This window comes from Pirellulales bacterium, from assembly GCA_035939775.1.
Classification (GTDB): domain Bacteria; phylum Planctomycetota; class Planctomycetia; order Pirellulales; family DATAWG01; genus DASZFO01.
This window is the reverse complement of sequence record DASZFO010000264.1, coordinates 1-16,097: the sequence shown is the minus strand read 5'-3', so window position 1 is coordinate 16,097 and position 16,097 is coordinate 1. Positions and strand designations below refer to the sequence as shown.

Here is a 16,097-nt window from a genome sequence, read left to right as displayed (position 1 = left end):
TCGAATCTCATGGCCAAACGGTGGCGGATTCGCCCCCATGATCCGGATCGGATCACCGCGCTGCAGCGCGAGGCGAATGTCTCGGCCGTCGTCGCTCAGTTGCTCATTGCCCGGAGCATTTGCGATGCCCGGCAGGCCCAGGAATTCTTGAACCCGAAGCTCAGCGGTCTGCGCGATCCGGAGCAATTGCCGGGCGTGAGTGCGGCCGCCGAGCGGTTGATGCAAGCGATCCGCGCCGCGCGGCCGATCGTGGTCTATGGCGATTACGACGCCGACGGAATCACCGGCACGGCGGTGCTGTTCGAATGCCTGACGTTGCTCGGGGCCAAAGTCGGCTACTATGTGCCGCATCGGATCGACGAGGGATATGGGCTGAACGACGAGGCCCTGCGCACTCTCGCCGCTCGTGGAACGGCCGTCATCGTCACCGTCGATTGCGGCATTGCGAGCATCGAGCAAGCCGAGACGGCCCGCGAGCTGGGTCTCGAACTAATCGTCACCGATCATCACGAATTCGCCGAGCGACTCCCCGCCGCCGCGGCGATCGTGCATCCGCGGCTCCCCGGCACGGCCTATCCCTTCGCGGGACTTAGCGGCTCGGGAGTGGCGTTCAAGCTGGCCTGGGCGATCTGCCAGCGCGCGAATGAATCAAGTAAAGTCAGCCCGCGAATGCGCAGCTTCCTCGTGCAAGCGGTCGGGCTGGCCGCGATCGGCACCGTGGCCGACGTCGTGCCGCTGTTGGATGAAAACCGAATCCTCGTACGGCATGGGTTGGCAAGCCTCGCGCAGGGCGCCGGCCTCGGGATGCAGCGCCTGATAAAGTTGACCGGCCTGCACGAAAAGGCCTGCTTGGATTGCGAAGATATCGGTTTCACGCTCGCCCCCCGGCTCAACGCGGCGGGGCGGCTCGGGCAAGCACAATTGGCCGTCGAACTGCTCACCACGTCGTCGACCGAGCGGGCCGCGGCATTGGCAGACTATCTGCACGAACTCAATAGCAGCCGCGAAAGTCTCGAGCGCAGCGTTTACCTCGCCGCCTCGAAACAAGCCCAAGAGCAGTTCGATCCGCTGAACGACGCGGCGCTGGTCCTGACCGGGCGCGATTGGCACCCCGGCGTCATCGGGATCGTCGCGGGCCGATTGGCCGAGAAACATCACCGGCCGGTCGTGATGATTGCGCTCGATGGCCTCGGGGTGAAGCCGGCGATCGGCTCGGTCCGCGGCGTGCCGGGATTCCACGTGCATCAGGCGCTTGCCGAGTGCTCGGAACATCTCACGAGCCACGGCGGGCATGCGGCGGCTGGCGGTTTGAAAATCGACGAGCAGCGGATCGATGGCTTCCGCGACGACTTCTGCCAATTTGCCGCCGGGATTATAAGAGACGAGGACCGCGTCGCCGAGCTATGGATCGACAGTGAAACGCCGTTCAGCGCGCTGACGATGCACACTGTCGAACAAATCGAGCAACTCGCCCCGTTCGGCCAAGGCAACCAGCGGCCGCTCCTATCCGCGACGGGTGTCCGCTTGGCCGAGCCGCCGAAACGGATCGGCGGCGGGGGCCGGCATCTCAGCCTGCGGCTCGCGCAGCATGGCGTCAAACTGCGCGGCGTAGCTTTCGGCGGCGGCGATTGGGCCGTCGAACTCGGGGCGACCGCCAGCCCTCTTTCGTTGGCATTTCGCCCGATCATCAATAGCTTCAACGGCCGGCGGACGGTGGAATTGCACGTCGTGGACTGGCGCTGCGACGAAACGGCGGCAACTACGCCCGCCGCGCCCGCCCTCGCGAACGGCTGACTTGTCTAACGACGCGCGCCGTGCAGGATTTCCGTTTCGGCAGCTAACCAGAATTCAACTCCATCGCCAGCCGGGCAGCCCGCTTCCTGCCATTTCCTGTAGGCCAGCGGCCGAACCTCGTCTATCCAGGCGCCACGATCTTCTGCCTGTCGCTCGGGGATCGGCGGCTTCGACTGTGACTGTGATGGTTGCTGTCGAACGGGCCGCTTCTTGAGCGTCAACATGGTTCTTCCTCCTTGAGTTCTTGGGACCGTGCTCGACCTTGCCGGCACTGGATTCCCAAATCAATCTCCAACTTTTCCGATTTCATGCCGGCCGGGAAACAATCCAAGCCGACATCGATCACCATCATCATAGCCCGATGCACATGCCAGGGCTATCGCATCTATATTTTCAGAAGCCAACGTTCACCCTCCAGCCCCCGCCTCTTGACGCTAACTGCCGCGACCGTCAAATTTAGGTACCGCAATCGATGCCGCGAAACTGGCCGGCATCGCCGCGGGCGATTAGCTCAGTTGGTTAGAGCACCAGCTCGACAAGCTGGGGGTCACAGGTTCGAGCCCTGTATCGCCCACTCGAAATTTGACATCTGAATTCGGAGGGCCGCTCATGATTCTACGAACAAGCTTCTGCGCCGCGCTCGTGGCGTTCGCCCTGGTGCTAGCGATGCACGCTCCTTCAGCGCGCGCGACGGTGATTCCTCTGCCCGCGACGGGGACCGATTCCATCGGCAACGCACTGCCCGGCGGTAGCGCCGATCCCCATTACACCGTGACGGGCCCCGGCATTCCGGGCGGCGGGTCAGCAGCCGTGTATAGCCCGCCGAACTTGTGGGGCCAATGGGTGCCTAACGACGCACACTCGGCATGGATCGGCTGGAGCGACAACTCCGACACCAGCCCCCACGGGAACTACACCTTCGAACTCAAGTTCAGTCTCGCCGGCTTTAATCCGGCGTCCGCCTCGCTCGGCGGCTCGTGGGCGGCGGACCAATTCGGCTCGATCAACTTGAACGGCAATTCGACCGGCGTCTCCGTCCCCGACGGGAATTGGAATGCCGCCAACGCGCCGAACCTGACTCCCTTCACCATTTCGTCGGGTTTCCAGAGCGGGATCAACACGCTCGATTTCGTCGTCGACGAAACAGACGGCTTCGACGGACTGCGCGTCAGGAACCTTTCGCTGACCGCGACCGCCGTGCCCGAGCCCTCGGCCCCTTGCCTCCTTTTGACTGCCGGCGCTTCGGGGTTGTTCGGATTGATCTGGAGGCGTCGCCGGTAAATCGAAACGAATCAGTTCTTCCCGGCCGACGACGAGGATGACGGTGTCGACGAAGCGGATTGCGAAGTGGAGGTTGACGACGACTTGGTTTCGCGGGCTTCGGCTGATTTCGTGGCTCGATCGGCGAGTTGCATCGCCACGCGGATTTCTTCCGGCGTGAAGTAGGCCTCATTGCCGCCGATCAGGTGGTGGATCTTCTTGTCGAGCAATTGCTCCCACGTCATGTGGTTGGCCAGGTGCCAGGCGGCGGCCTGCGCGGCGCGCTGATTGATCTGCCCAGTGGCGAGCATCTTGCACAGTTCTTGGACGCTGGCATCGCTGGTGAAGGTTTCGATCGGGCGGATCTCGTAGGGGACGTTGGGGGCGGGTTCTTTCTTTCCATGTTCGAGGCAGACCGTCTCGATCTTGATCTTGGCGACCTTCTCGGGCGCCACGTCGAAGGCGCCGCCGCCGCCACGCTGGCCACCGCCTCCGCCGCCAATACCTCCGAGGCCGCCGCCGCCACCGACACCCTGGTTTTGGTTGTTGCCGCCGCCGCCGTAGCTCTTGTTGGACTTAGTGGCGCCTACCTGGTTCTGCGCGAGCACGGGAACCGCCGCAAAGGCGTCGGGGAGCTTCACCGTCAGCGGCGCATCGGTGTTGTTGGTGACCAGCAATTGCCCTTCTTTGGAATTGTGGGCTATATACTTCACTTGAACGTCGCCGCTTTTCATCGCGTCGAAGAGATCGACCGAATTCTTATCGGGGGTCGCCTTATCGGACCCAGCGTTATCGATCGGCGCCTTATCGGGCGACTTCACTGCGGCATCATGACTCTTGTCGCTCGGTTCCGCGGCTTTGGACAACGCCAAGGGGAGCGCGGCGGCCACCGCCAGCGCGATCGCGCCGGCCCACTTGAATTGAGAAGCCGATGCCATGAGAAGATCCTCCCGTTATTCGGACCGAGTGAAAGTGTAAAGTGTGAAACCTGAAATCTCAGGTCGCAAATATGAAATCTCGAATCGAAAAGCCCGCTGGTTGCCTACTTAATAAGATACTTACTCGCGGCGCACAATCCAAGCAAAATCCGGCCGACCGAAAAAGCGGGCCGAAAGCAGAAAACCGCGAATTGCCGTTGTCACGCAGTCACCTTGTCGTTTCCGGCGGCTGCCTGCTCCTCCGTCAGGCCGTGCAACTTAAGCCACCGATACCGGCGGACCCAGTAGAAACGAACCGGCAGGAACAGGTCCACCACCTCATCCGAGACTAACAGACCGCCCAACACTGGCGCCGCCATCGCCGAGATCACTTCATGCCCGACGCCGCTCGTCCAGAGCATCGGCGCCAGGGCCACGATCGCGACCCCTTCGGTGAGCAGCTTCGGCCGCAGGCGATGAACCGCCCCCTCGACCACCGCTTCCTTTAACTCTTCGAGCGATTTGATGTTTTTTATTCCGCCCCGCCGTTCGAGCGACTCGCGCAGGTAGACGAGCATGATGATGCCCGTCTCCGTGGCCATGCCGAAACAGGCGATGAAGCCGACTTGCACGGCCACGCTATAGCTGTGACCGGTCAGCCAAAGGAAGAAGACCCCGCCGACCAACGCCTCGGGCACGGCCATCATCATCAGCACGGCGTCCATGAGGTCGTGGTAGGTCAGGTAGAGGATGATGAAGATCAGGACCAGCACCAGCGGCAGGACGATTCGCATCGTGCGGTCGGCCCGCAGCTTGTGCTCGAATTGCCCGCTCCATTCCAGGTGCATCCCTTGCGGCAGCTTGACCTTTTGATCCACCAGCCGCTGGGCCTGCTCGACGTAGCCGACGAGGTCGGGCGTGTTCACTGTGACTTGCACATAGGAGCGGAGCATCCCGTTTTCGCTCTTGATCTCTGACGGACCCTCGACAATCCGCACGTCGGCAACGCTTGCCAACGGAATTTGAAGCGGGCGGCTTGATCCGACAGCCGGCGTTTTCGCCGGTCCGCCGCCCATTCCGCTCATCGCCGAAGAGGCGTCCCCCGTCATCGCGCCGGCGGCGGCGGTGACCAGAAGGTTCTTGATCTCTTCGAGTCCGGCCCGTGCATCGCGAGCGTATCGGATGCGGATCGGATACCGCTCGCGGTTTTCAAGTTTTTCGGTGATCGGCTTGCCACCGAGCGCCACTTCGATCACGTCTTGCACGTCGCCGACGTTCACGCCGTAGCGGGCCGCCTTTTCGCGATCGACCGTGATTTCCAAGTATCCCTTGCCGACAATCTGGTCGGGCACGACGGCCACGGTGCCCGGCACGGCTCGGAGCACCTCGGCGACGTTCTCCGAGACGGCCTGGATTTGGTTTAAATCGCTGCCAAACACCTTGACGCCGATCATCGTCCGTACGCCGGTGGCGAGCATGTCGATCCGGTTGATGATCGGCTGGGTGAAGATGTTACTCCAGCCGGGAACCTGGATCGTGCTGTCCATTTCCTTGACAAGGTCGTCCTTCGACTTTCGCCAGAGGAGCAGGCCGCGGGCGAAATCTTTGTCGAGATCGGCGCGAAGCGTTTGGAGCGCGATTGCGTCGGCTGGGGCTTCGCGATTCGCGGTTCCCTCTCCCTTTGGGAGAGGGTTAGGGTGAGGGGCATTGTTGGCAGAGTCGCTCGGCGCTGCACCCTCACCCCGGCCCTCTCCCAGAGGGAGAGGGAGGTTGAAGCGACCTCCGGCCGCCGACCCCTGACCTCCGACCTCCGACTTCCGACGCCTGCTCCGCAGTTCCTCGATGCAATCCTGATCGTAAGTCGCGACCGCTTCGTCGAAGACTTCGTAGTTCATTTTGCCGACCATCTCGCTCCAAGCTTGCTCGCGGCGGTCTTGGATAAACGCGAGCATCGAGGTAAATAGCGTTTGCGGCTCCATCCCGAGTTGCTCTCCGAGCGCGGCGAGCGCTATCTGCACGTCGTTGCGCGGTAGGTCCATCAATTTCGGATCGCGCAGATCGACCAGCTTGTTGTGATCGAGCGTTTCGGCGACCTGGCGAACCAATTCGTTGACATTCTCCTGCGCGGCGCCCGTGGCCAGAATCGGGCCAAACTTCGCGTAGAGCTTGTCAGTGAGCTGCGCGATGCGGGCCTCGTCGAGCGGTTTTGCCAGCCGGCCGGACCGCTGCCAGATTTCGGCAAGCTGGGTAATCAACTCGCGAGTCAGCCGCGGCGACAGTCCTTGCTCGAATGCCGTGTATTTCGCCAGGACGAAGTTCCGCAACGTCCCGTCCAAGCGGCCCATCGCGGCCATCGTGGCATCGTTGATCATGTTTTGCCGCGCCGCGCTGTCGGCCGGCGCCTTGACGAGTCCGCGACTCTCGAGCGCCGCCAGCACAACTCCCGTCTGCGCCATTGCGTCCTCGTAACGCAGCAATCGTTTCGGCCAGAAATCAGTGGGCCGGAGGTTGACGACCGTCTCGACCATCTCGAGCGGCGCCGGATCGGTCGGCGTCTCTGCACGCCCCGCCTTTCCCACCACTTGCTCGACTTCGGGAAACTGCCGCAGCATGGCGTCGCGGGCCTTGAGATCGTCGGCCGCTTCGGTGACCGACGCCCGCGGCACCGTGACAGGCATATCGAGAATGCTGCCTTCGTCGAGCGGCGGCATGTATTGCTCGCCGATCCGGCGGAAATCGGACGCGATGAATCCCAGCACGACCAAACTCGCGAACGACAATCGCTGCCACATCCGGCCATCGATGAAGAAAACCGTCGCGATCGTCACGACGGCGAACACAAACATGTACGAAGCATGCCAGGAGAATCCCGTCAGCGCGTTGAGCGGAAACAAGCCCGCGCCGAGGAGCAGCAGCACGGCGAACAGCCAGAGCACGATATTGCGATGCGGCATCGCCCAATTGAGCACCGGTTTGTAGATGTCGATCAGCGTGCGCACCAGCCAGTTCTCTTCCTCGCGCCGCAGCCGCCCGCGAATGAACGTCGGGATCAACGCCGGCACGAGCGTGATCGACAGGATCGCCACGCCAATCATCGCGAAGCTCTTCGTGAACGCCAGGGGATGGAACGTTTTCCCCTCTTGCCCGGAAAGAGCGAACACCGGGATGAACGAGATCAGGATAATCATCACCGAAAAGAAAATCGGCCGGCCGACCGTGCGGCATGCCGGAATAACCAGCTCGCGGATGTCGCCGGTCACGCGGCGATCGCCGAAATGGGCCGTGAGGTGGTGGGTGGCATTCTCCACCATCACGATCGCCTGATCCACCAGGATGCCGATCGAAATGGCGATTCCCGCCAGCGACATGATGTTCGACGGGATGTTGAAGTGCCGCATCAAGATGAACGACACCAGCACCGAGAGCGGCAGAGTGAGGCAGATCACTACCGCACTGCGGAAGTGCATCAAGATCAACAGCACGGCCAGCGAGGCGATGATCATCTCGTGCGTGAGCACTTCGGTGAGCGTGTGAATCGCTCCGTGGATCAGCCGCGTGCGGTCGTAGAAGGCCACGATCCGCACTCCCTCGGGCAAGCCGGGCTGCAATTCGACGATCTTCTGCTTGATTCGCTGGGTGACGTCGAGGGGGTTTTCGCCGTGCCGCATCATCACCACGCCGCCGACCACTTCATTGCCGTTCTTTTCGAGCACGCTGCGGCGGAACTGTGTGCCCAGGCCGACGGTCGCCAAGTTGCCGACTGTGATTGGTGTGCCGGTGGCTGGGTCGGCCTTGACGACGATCTGCTCGATATCGCGCTTCGACTTGATCCAGCCGACGCCGCGGACCAGATATTCGGCGTTGCCCTGATGAATCACGCGGCCGCCGACGGACGAGTTCGAGCGCGCCACGGCCGCGTAGAGATCGCCGAGCGTAATGCCGTAGGCTCGCAGCTTGTTCGGCTCGACGTCGATCTGATACTCGATCGGATAGCCGCCGACCGAGGCGACCTGCGCCACGCCGGGAACGGAATTGAGCTGATAGCGGACAGTCCAATCCTGTATTGCCCGCAATCGCCCGAGGTCTTGCCCTTCACCTTCGACCGTGTACCAGAAGATTTGCCCGAGCGCCGTGGCGTCCGGGGCGAGATACGGCGTCACGCCTTGCGGCAGAAATGTGCTGGCCAGCGCCAGCCGCTCGGAAACGCGCTCGCGGGCGAAATAGAAATCGATGTTGTCCTCGAAGATGATGTTGATCATCGAGAAGTTGAATTCGCTCGACGATCGCACCGATTTCACGCCCGCCAATCCCTGGAGATTGACCGAGAGCGGATAGGTCACCTGGTCTTCGATCTCGCGGGGGCTGCGCCCCATCCAGTCGGTGAATACGATCACCTGATTTTCCGACAGGTCGGGGATCGCGTCGATCGGCGTATTGACGACCGAATGGATCCCCCACACGACCACCGCCAACGTCGCGATGATCACGAGGAACCGATTGCGGATCGAGAATTCGATGATTTTTTCTATCACTGAATCGGGACTGGGGGCCGGGGACTAGGGATTGGGGAAGGCGATCTGCGTAGGGTGTGTCAAGCGGTTCCTCCGCGCAGACGCACCGTGAACGACCGAAGTGCGGTGCGTCTGCGCGGACTTGACGCACCCTACCGTTTCTTGGTTTCCTCCTTGATTGCTTGCTGCATCTGCGCCAGTTTCTCGATCGTCTTCCGCGGGTCCTTGGTGGCTTCTTCCTTGCACTGGTCACAGCAGAGGAACGCGGTCGTGCCGGGAACCAATTCCACTTTGAACGGAACTCCCATCGAGCCCAAGGCCGCATCCGTGATCGGGCAGTTCTGTTGGGCCAGCGCCGCGGCGCGGTCGGCTGGCGTGAGCTTGTCGAGGTTCTTGAGGTTCTCGGCCGTCGGTTTGGTGAGCGTCATCGGTTCGGTTTGAGTCGCGGCACTGCCTCGAGTCGGCGATTCGCTGCTTCCCTCGTTCTTGGCGGGAGCAGCTTCGTCACTCCCCTCTCTCCTTGCGGGAGAGGGGCCGGGGGTGAGGGGTGCGGTGCGCGCGACCGCCGACGGCCCGCCGCTGGCCCCGATGTACGCTGCCGCGGCCGCCGGATTGAGCTTCGAATCGGCATCGACCAAGAACGCTCCTCGGTCCGCAACGCGGTCGCCCGCCCGCAGCCCCTTCACGACCGGAAAGAAACCGCCCGCCTCCGGTCCCAACTGCACTTCGATGCCGTCAAACGTGCCCGGCTCGCGCTCGACGTAAACGACCTTCTTCGATCCGGTGTCGATCACGGCCCGCTCCGGCACGGTGAGCACGACGCCCTGCGGCGGCGGCGCGAGGGCGACCAGATATTCATCCTTGGCGGCGTCGAACTTCTCGATGCAATTCTTGCAGCAGAGAAACACCATCTTATCGCCCGCTTGTCGCTTCACGGGCGCCCCCATACTGCCGAGCTTGTTGCCGGTGACGGGGCAGGTCTTCTGGAATTCGATCAGCGATTTGTCGTCGGTCCCCTTCGGACCCGCTTGAGCCGCGGCCAGCGTGCTCTTGAACGGCTCGATCTCTTGAAACGGTACCTTCACCGTAACATTGGCGTACATGCCCGGGCGCAGCTCGTGGTCGGGATTCGGCAAATCGATCCGGATGCGGTTCGTGCGGCTGGCCGTCTCGACGTGCGGATGCACGAGGAGAATCTGGCCGTGAATCACCTGGTTCGGCAGCCCTTCGACCGTTACCTCGACCTCCTGCCCGGCGTGCAAGAGCGGAATGTCGTTCTCGAACACGTCGGCCTCGATCCAGGCATGCGTCAGATCGGCGATGTCGAACAGCGTCATGCCGGCATCGACTTTGGCGCCCTGCACGATTGCTTTGTTGATGACGTGCCCGCTCACCGGCGAGCGGATGACGAGGCCGGTTGGCGCGCGTCGCGTCGATTTGATATCGTCGATTTCGGAATCCGACATACCGAGCTTTCGCAAACTCTCCGTGGCCTGATCGGCCTGCGCCTTGTCGTCGTGCTTCAACGCAACGAGCAGCTCGCGCGAGGCGACGACCTCGTCGATCTCGTTGTCGGCGATCCCCAAGTTCTTGAGCCGCTGCTTGCCGCTCTCGACCAGATCGGTCGCTCCGCGATTGAGCGCCAGCACCAGGTCGTCGGCAGTGCTCTGCAAATCCGGGCTGTAGATCAGCGCCAGCGGCTCCCCTTGGCGGACGCTGACATACGTCTTATCGACATACAGCTTATCGACGAACCCGGCCGTGCGGCTGACGATTTGCGACTGCCGCGACTGGTCGTAATCGACGACGCCGTAAGTGCGAATCTCCTTCACCAACGGGCGATATTCGACCTCGGCCGTGGCGACCCCGGCCATCTGAATCCGCTCGGGCGAAAGCTGCACGCGGGCGGTGACCCCCTCGGGCAAATCCGCGCGCGCTCCCTTCTTGTGCAGCGACAAGGGCATTCCGCAGATCGGGCACTTTGGAACCGAGCCGTCGGGCTCCAGTCCGTCGCGCACAACGGAAGGGTGCATCGGGCAGAAGTATTCCGTATCGGATTGCGCTTTCGCGGCAGTGGAGGCCGCCGGTCGGGTCCATTTCTCCCAGAAGTTCTTGATCGTTTCCCACTTGCCGATCAAGACAAACGTCACGACGAGGATCAGGATAAACCGCATGCGGATCTCGATCACCTTGAATAGAAAGCGCACGCGCTTCCAGCCGGTGATCGGTGGGGTCGCCGCATGATCGGGCTTGAAAACGTCCGCGACGATAGAGGGCGGAGTGGATTCGGGAGGAGTGTTGGAAATCGGATCTTGATGAGCCATGAAGCACCGGTATTTCTTGGTCGATTCGACCGAACGATTCCGTAAGCGATTTTGGGGTCCGAATGTTACGAGTACCGCCACTTTGGGGGAATGTCAGTTTCGCGAATGAGCATCCGGCTCGGTACCATTCCGAGAGGAAAGTTGGCGTCAACACTGCTTGCCTGCCCAGTATTGAACTCAGCGCATGGAGCCTTGTGACGACGGCCGTCTGAAATTCAATCCGACCTCTTCACGGGCGATCAGTCCGTGCAATGAGCGGAATGGTCGGAAAGGCGCCGTTCGGCGGGCGCGGCGGGAAGATTGAAGCCGCGCGGAAGCGGCATCAAATGAGAAGATGCCCGAGCGTCACAATCAGATCGACCGGCGGACCGGTGTGGACGTTCTCCGGTCGATCAGAATCTCTAAACCCGCGGTGCGCGAATTCAACTGTCAGCGCGCTCAACGCCGGCGCGCGATTATTGTGTGGCTTGGTCACGGTCGGCTGCACCGCGTGACGGACGGCGATCACCATTTGGCAACGATGCTGATCGTCGGAGAATCCCTTGCCAGTTGGCGCACGGTTGGTCTGAGGGAGTGCGCGAATGTTGTGGTCGCCACCGCAGCAACACGAGGGTCGGTTGCCGTTCCGACCAATCTCCGTGCATGAGTTGTGTCTCTCGGCGGCCGGTGCGGCTTCGTTCGACCGGCACGAGTCAGTCGCTGAAGAATGATCGACGGAGCACGTTGCACCGCAACAGCATTTGAAGCAGCCGCAACTCGTCGTCGGCATGCCACTGACAACTGCCAGCGGCACCATCGCCCAAATCACGCCGGAGAACGCCCAGCGGTGGAGCAATCTAGTTAGAGCCTTGCTGTTCGTCACAAGTCATTCCTTCCGGTGCGCAGCTAATTGTAGCTGACAGGCCCTACAATGCAAATCAACTCTTTGCTCGCTCCGCACCCTTCCACTCCATTATACTTTATCGGCCTTCTGTCTGCCGCGAAATGTGAATCAAACCAAAAGGCAAAGATTCTCAAAGGGGTGAAAACCGTGGGCCGAATCGTTCTCATCACCGAAACGTTCTTTGCGACTTTGTTGTGCCTTCCGCGACCGGTTGCCGCGGTGGAATCGGTCAGCGTCGTGATGAAGCCCGCCTTCCCGGAAGCGCGGCAGCCGCAAGTTGCGGTCAGTCCGCTCGGGAAGGTTTATCTGGTCTTTGGAGCCGGGAATTCCATCTTCTGCACCGTATCGGACAATGGGGGAAAAAGCTTCGGCCAGCCGAGCAAGGTTGGCCAGGTAGGCGCCTTGGCCCTCGGAATGCGCCGCGGGCCACGCATCGCCGCGGCTGAGAAATCGGTCGTTGTCACGGCGGTAGGCGGCGAGCGCGGACATGGCCAGGACGGCGATCTATTGGCGTGGCGATCCGATGATGGTGCGAAGACGTGGAAGGGACCGGTGCAGGTCAACGGCGTCCCGGCCGCGGCCCGCGAGGGGCTTCATCACTTGGCCGCGGCGCCAGACGGCACGTTTTATTGCGTCTGGTTGGATTTGCGTGAGAAGAAGACGCAAGTGTACGGCGCGAGATCGACGGATGGCGGCGATAGTTGGCACGACGAAAGATTGATTTACAAATCGCCCGACGGGAGTGTCTGTCAATGCTGCCAGCCGCAAGTCGCCTACGGCCCGGATGGCGGCCTGCACGTGATGTGGCGCAACCAGTTGTCGGGCAACCGCGATATGTATTTCGTCAACTCCAAAGACAACGGGCGAACATTCGATCGAGCCGCCAAATTGGGCCATGGCACATGGCCGCTCGACGCCTGTCCGATGGATGGCGGCGGATTGGCTTGCGACACCGACGGCCGCGTCGTCACGATCTGGAGACGAGACAAGGAGATATTCCGGTGCAGTCCCGGGGAGTCGGAAACTCTGCTGGGCGAGGGGGGACAAGGTTGGGCGGCCGCCGGAGCCGACGGAGTCTACTTGACATGGACCACCGGTCGTCCAGGGCACGTCATGCTGTTGCGACCGAACTCGGACACGCCGGCGGAACTGGCCGAGCGCGGATCGAATTGCGTCGTTGCCGGCGCGGCGAACGGCAAGGGCCCGGTCATCGCCGCCTGGGAGTGCGCGGACAACGACGGACCCGATCGAATCCGCGCGGTCGTTTTGGATCGCGGTCGGTAGTGTCCGCGCTTATTCAACCTGTCCGCCAACGACGCTGTCCAACTGGCCGGACGCTTCGAGGTCGCTCACCCAGTCGTCGATCGCGGCGGCGATCGCGGCGCGGACCTCGCGGAATTTCTCCAGCTTTTCCAAGTCGGTGCCCTGGAAAGCCGGCGGATCGTCGAACGGCCAGAAGAAACGCTTGACCATGCCGGGAAAAATGCGCGGGCAACTTTCGGCCGCGTTTTGGCAGACGATCACCAGATAATGCACCCACAGCTTGCCGAGATACTCCGTGACTGATTTCGACCGCAGCTCGCTCGTGTCGATCCCGATTTCGTTGAGCACCTGGAGCGTGAGCGGATGAATGCCTTTTGGCTCCATGCCCGCGCTAAAGGCTTCAAACCGGTCGCCATGTTTTGCCCGGAGCAACGCTTCAGCCATTTGGCTGCGGCATGAATTGCCGGTGCAAAGGAATAGCACGTTAAGCTTTTTCATGATTCTCCTCCTCGGTTCGAACGCAATGGAAACCGATTACTGCGACGAGTGCGCCGAGCGGCGGAGCTATGATGTATAGCCAGATGTATTCGAGATTCCCGCTGACGACGGCGGGGGCGAGCGAGCGGGCCGGGTTCATCGAGGCCCCCGAGATCGGCCCGCCGAAAAGCGCCTCGAACGCGATCACCCCGCCGATCGCGATCCCGGCCAGCAGCCCCTTCTCTTTCGATCCCGACGTCACCGTCAGAATGACGAACATCAGCATCGCGGTCATCACGGCTTCGAGCGCGAACGATTGTTGAGCCGATCCGGCCGGGCGCGTGACCCCCAGCGTCGGATGATCGAACATTGCCCGCATCAGGCCGCTGGCGGCCAGCGCTCCGACCATTTGGCTCAGCAGATACGGCGCAATAGCTCGGCCCGGCAGGCGACGCGCGAACCAAAACCCCAGCGTCACCGCCGGATTCAGGTGCGCGCCCGACACGTCGCCGACCGCGTAGATCATCGTCATGACCACCAGACCGAAAGTCAACGCGATGCCGACGTGCGTCACCTGCCCATGCGACACGTCGTTGACCACGATCGCCCCGGTGCCCGCGAAGACGAGCGCAAACGTGCCAATGGCTTCGGCGACGAGCTTATTCATGCGTGTAAGCGAATAGATGGGCGCAAAAAAAACTAACAGCAACGTTTCCCGCGGACGGCGAGTCGCTTCGCGTCCGTGGCCAGTTCCGGTACGTCGTTGAAACAGCTTGCCAGGCATTCGAGCAGCTTGCCGTGAAACGCGTTGCGAGCAGGCGCAAGGCGATAATAGCTCCACAAACCTTCGCGGCGGGCGACCACCAGGCCGGCCCTCCGCAAATAAGCGAGGTGCCGCGAGGCCTTCGGCTGCGGCACGGCGAGCGTGCCGACCAGATCGCAAACGCATAATTCCCCGCAGCGAAGCAAGTGCAGAATGCGCAGCCGCGTCAGGTCGGAAAACGCCCGAAACATCAAGTCGACGCGGTTTATCGCCTTGGTTTTCATATTCGTGTTCGCGAATATAGTTTAGGCGTGGGAAATGGTCAAGCGGCAGGTCGGATGGCATCGGCGACGGGTCACAGCCGCAGCCGTCGCAGCCGCAGGGCGTTGCTCACCACCGAGACGGAGCTGAAGCTCATCGCGGCCGCGGCGATGATCGGGCTGAGAAGGATTCCGAAGAATGGGTAGAGCACGCCCGCCGCGATTGGCACACCGAGCATGTTGTAGATGAAGGCGAAGAACAGGTTCTGGCGAATGTTCCGCATCGTGGCCTGGCTGAGATTGCGGGCGCGGGCGATCCCGCGGAGGTCTCCTGTGACGAGCGTCACGCCGGCGCTCTGCATGGCCACGTCGGTCCCCGTGCCCATCGCGATGCCCACCTGGGCTTGGGCCAAGGCGGGGGCATCGTTCACCCCATCACCGGCCATCGCCACAATGTGCCCTTCGGATTGAAGGCGTTTCACGACCTCATGCTTCCGCTCAGGGAGCACCTCAGCTTCGACTTGATCGATCCCCAGCTTCCGTGCCACTGCCTCGGCCGTCGTGCGGCTATCGCCGGTGAGCATGACGATCCGCACTCCGCATTCGCGCAGCGATTGGATCGCCTCGGCAGTGGAGGGCTTGATCGGATCGGCGACGCCGAGCAGCCCCGCCGGCTTGCCGTCGAAGGCTAGGAACATGACGGTTTGGCCGTCGCGACGCAGTTGTTCCGCTTCGCCCGACAATTCGCCGAGCGCGACGTTCTGCTCGTCCATCAACTTGCGATTCCCCAGCGCGGCCTTGCGGCCGCCGATCGTTCCCGTGATGCCGCGACCGGTCAACGATTGAAAATTCTCGGCGCTGGTCATATCCAGCCCGCACTCTTGCGCGGCGCCCACGATCGCCGCCGCCAAAGGATGCTCGCTGCCCCGTTCCAAGCTCGCTGCCAGACGCAAGACTTCGGAATCTTCGCCGGTGGACGAGGTTGGAGGTGCACCCGGAACGGCACGGAGGCCGTTCCCTACAGGGGCGTCCGTAGGGAACGGGGTGCCCTCTGGGCCCCGCGGCGTTCCGGGGCTGGCCACCGGCACAATCGACACTAACCGCGGCTTGCCCTCCGTGAGCGTGCCCGTCTTATCGACGACGAGCGTATCAACCTTTTCCAAAACTTCGAGCGCCTCGGCGTTTTTGATGAGCACCCCGGCATGCGCGCCGCGGCCGATTCCGACCATGATCGACATCGGCGTGGCCAGCCCGAGCGCGCAAGGGCAGGCGATGATCAGCACCGCCACGGAATTGACCACGGCATAAGCAAGGGCCGGCGTCGGGCCAACAAGCGCCCAGACGACGAACGTGACGACCGCGACGGCGATAACCGCCGGGACGAAATAGGAAGCGACCGTGTCGGCCAGCCGCTGGATCGGCGCTCGCGAGCGCTGTGCGGCGCTGACCATTTCGACGATTTGGGCCAAGAGCGTTTCACTGCCGACCTTTTCCGCTCGCATCAGAAATCCGCCCGTTCCGTTCACCGTCCCGCCGATCACACGATCGCCGGCGCGCTTCTCGACAGGGATCGATTCCCCCGTCACCAGCGATTCATCGACGGCGCTCGAACCTTCGAGAATGACGCCATCGACGGGCACCTTTT

11 protein-coding genes and 1 tRNA gene are annotated in these 16,097 nt (G+C 62.3%); 4 read left to right on the top strand and 8 right to left on the bottom strand.

Annotated elements, in window-relative coordinates; translation table 11 throughout:
• Window positions 1–9: 9 nt before the first annotated feature.
• Window positions 10–1,794, top strand: coding sequence for a single-stranded-DNA-specific exonuclease RecJ (gene recJ, locus VGY55_16475; GenBank protein ID HEV2971573.1), 1,785 nt, complete (start codon window positions 10–12; stop codon window positions 1,792–1,794).
• Window positions 1,795–1,799: 5 nt separating this feature from the next.
• Here the strand turns inward: recJ and VGY55_16470 are convergent, their stop codons facing one another.
• Entirely contained in the window at window positions 1,800–2,018 is a 219-nt protein-coding gene (locus VGY55_16470) for a DUF2934 domain-containing protein (GenBank protein HEV2971572.1), read from the bottom strand.
• A 276-nt stretch (window positions 2,019–2,294) separates the two neighbouring features.
• Here VGY55_16470 and VGY55_16465 point away from each other — a divergent pair.
• Window positions 2,295–2,368 (top strand) — tRNA-Val (locus VGY55_16465).
• Window positions 2,369–2,403: 35 nt separating this feature from the next.
• Window positions 2,404–3,075 (top strand): PEP-CTERM sorting domain-containing protein, encoded by a 672-nt coding sequence (locus tag VGY55_16460; protein ID HEV2971571.1) that lies wholly within the window; start codon window positions 2,404–2,406, stop codon window positions 3,073–3,075.
• A gap of 11 nt (window positions 3,076–3,086) precedes the next feature.
• On the opposite strand, the gene VGY55_16455 is transcribed toward VGY55_16460, so the two are convergent.
• The 3 genes from VGY55_16455 to VGY55_16445 all read right to left on the bottom strand — a co-directional run bounded on the left by VGY55_16455 (window position 3,087) and on the right by VGY55_16445 (window position 10,806).
• The gene (locus VGY55_16455; GenBank protein HEV2971570.1) at window positions 3,087–3,992 is read right to left on the bottom strand and encodes a hypothetical protein; all 906 of its coding nucleotides are present in this window, start codon (window positions 3,990–3,992) and stop codon (window positions 3,087–3,089) included.
• A gap of 200 nt (window positions 3,993–4,192) precedes the next feature.
• Window positions 4,193–8,503: an efflux RND transporter permease subunit gene (locus tag VGY55_16450; protein HEV2971569.1), complete on the bottom strand. Its 4,311-nt coding sequence runs from the start codon at window positions 8,501–8,503 to the stop codon at window positions 4,193–4,195.
• A gap of 131 nt (window positions 8,504–8,634) precedes the next feature.
• Window positions 8,635–10,806, bottom strand: coding sequence for an efflux RND transporter periplasmic adaptor subunit (locus VGY55_16445; GenBank protein HEV2971568.1), 2,172 nt, complete (start codon window positions 10,804–10,806; stop codon window positions 8,635–8,637).
• A 1,030-nt stretch (window positions 10,807–11,836) separates the two neighbouring features.
• Here VGY55_16445 and VGY55_16440 point away from each other — a divergent pair.
• Window positions 11,837–12,973: a sialidase family protein gene (locus tag VGY55_16440; protein HEV2971567.1), complete on the top strand. Its 1,137-nt coding sequence runs from the start codon at window positions 11,837–11,839 to the stop codon at window positions 12,971–12,973.
• 9 nt (window positions 12,974–12,982) lie between these two features.
• On the opposite strand, the gene VGY55_16435 is transcribed toward VGY55_16440, so the two are convergent.
• The 4 genes from VGY55_16435 to VGY55_16420 all read right to left on the bottom strand — a co-directional run.
• On the bottom strand, window positions 12,983–13,450 hold the full coding sequence (locus VGY55_16435) for an arsenate reductase ArsC (GenBank protein ID HEV2971566.1): 468 nt from the start codon (window positions 13,448–13,450) through the stop codon (window positions 12,983–12,985).
• Complete coding sequence (locus VGY55_16430; protein HEV2971565.1) at window positions 13,437–14,096, bottom strand: aquaporin; 660 nt, start codon at window positions 14,094–14,096, stop codon at window positions 13,437–13,439. The genes VGY55_16435 and VGY55_16430 overlap by 14 nt, the downstream gene beginning before the upstream one ends.
• A gap of 32 nt (window positions 14,097–14,128) precedes the next feature.
• A complete protein-coding gene (locus VGY55_16425) occupies window positions 14,129–14,476 on the bottom strand; it encodes a metalloregulator ArsR/SmtB family transcription factor (protein HEV2971564.1) in 348 nt (115 codons plus the stop codon).
• A gap of 71 nt (window positions 14,477–14,547) precedes the next feature.
• Window positions 14,548–16,097, bottom strand: a 1,550-nt coding sequence (locus tag VGY55_16420) for an HAD-IC family P-type ATPase (protein ID HEV2971563.1), incomplete at its 5' end; no start/stop codon positions are given.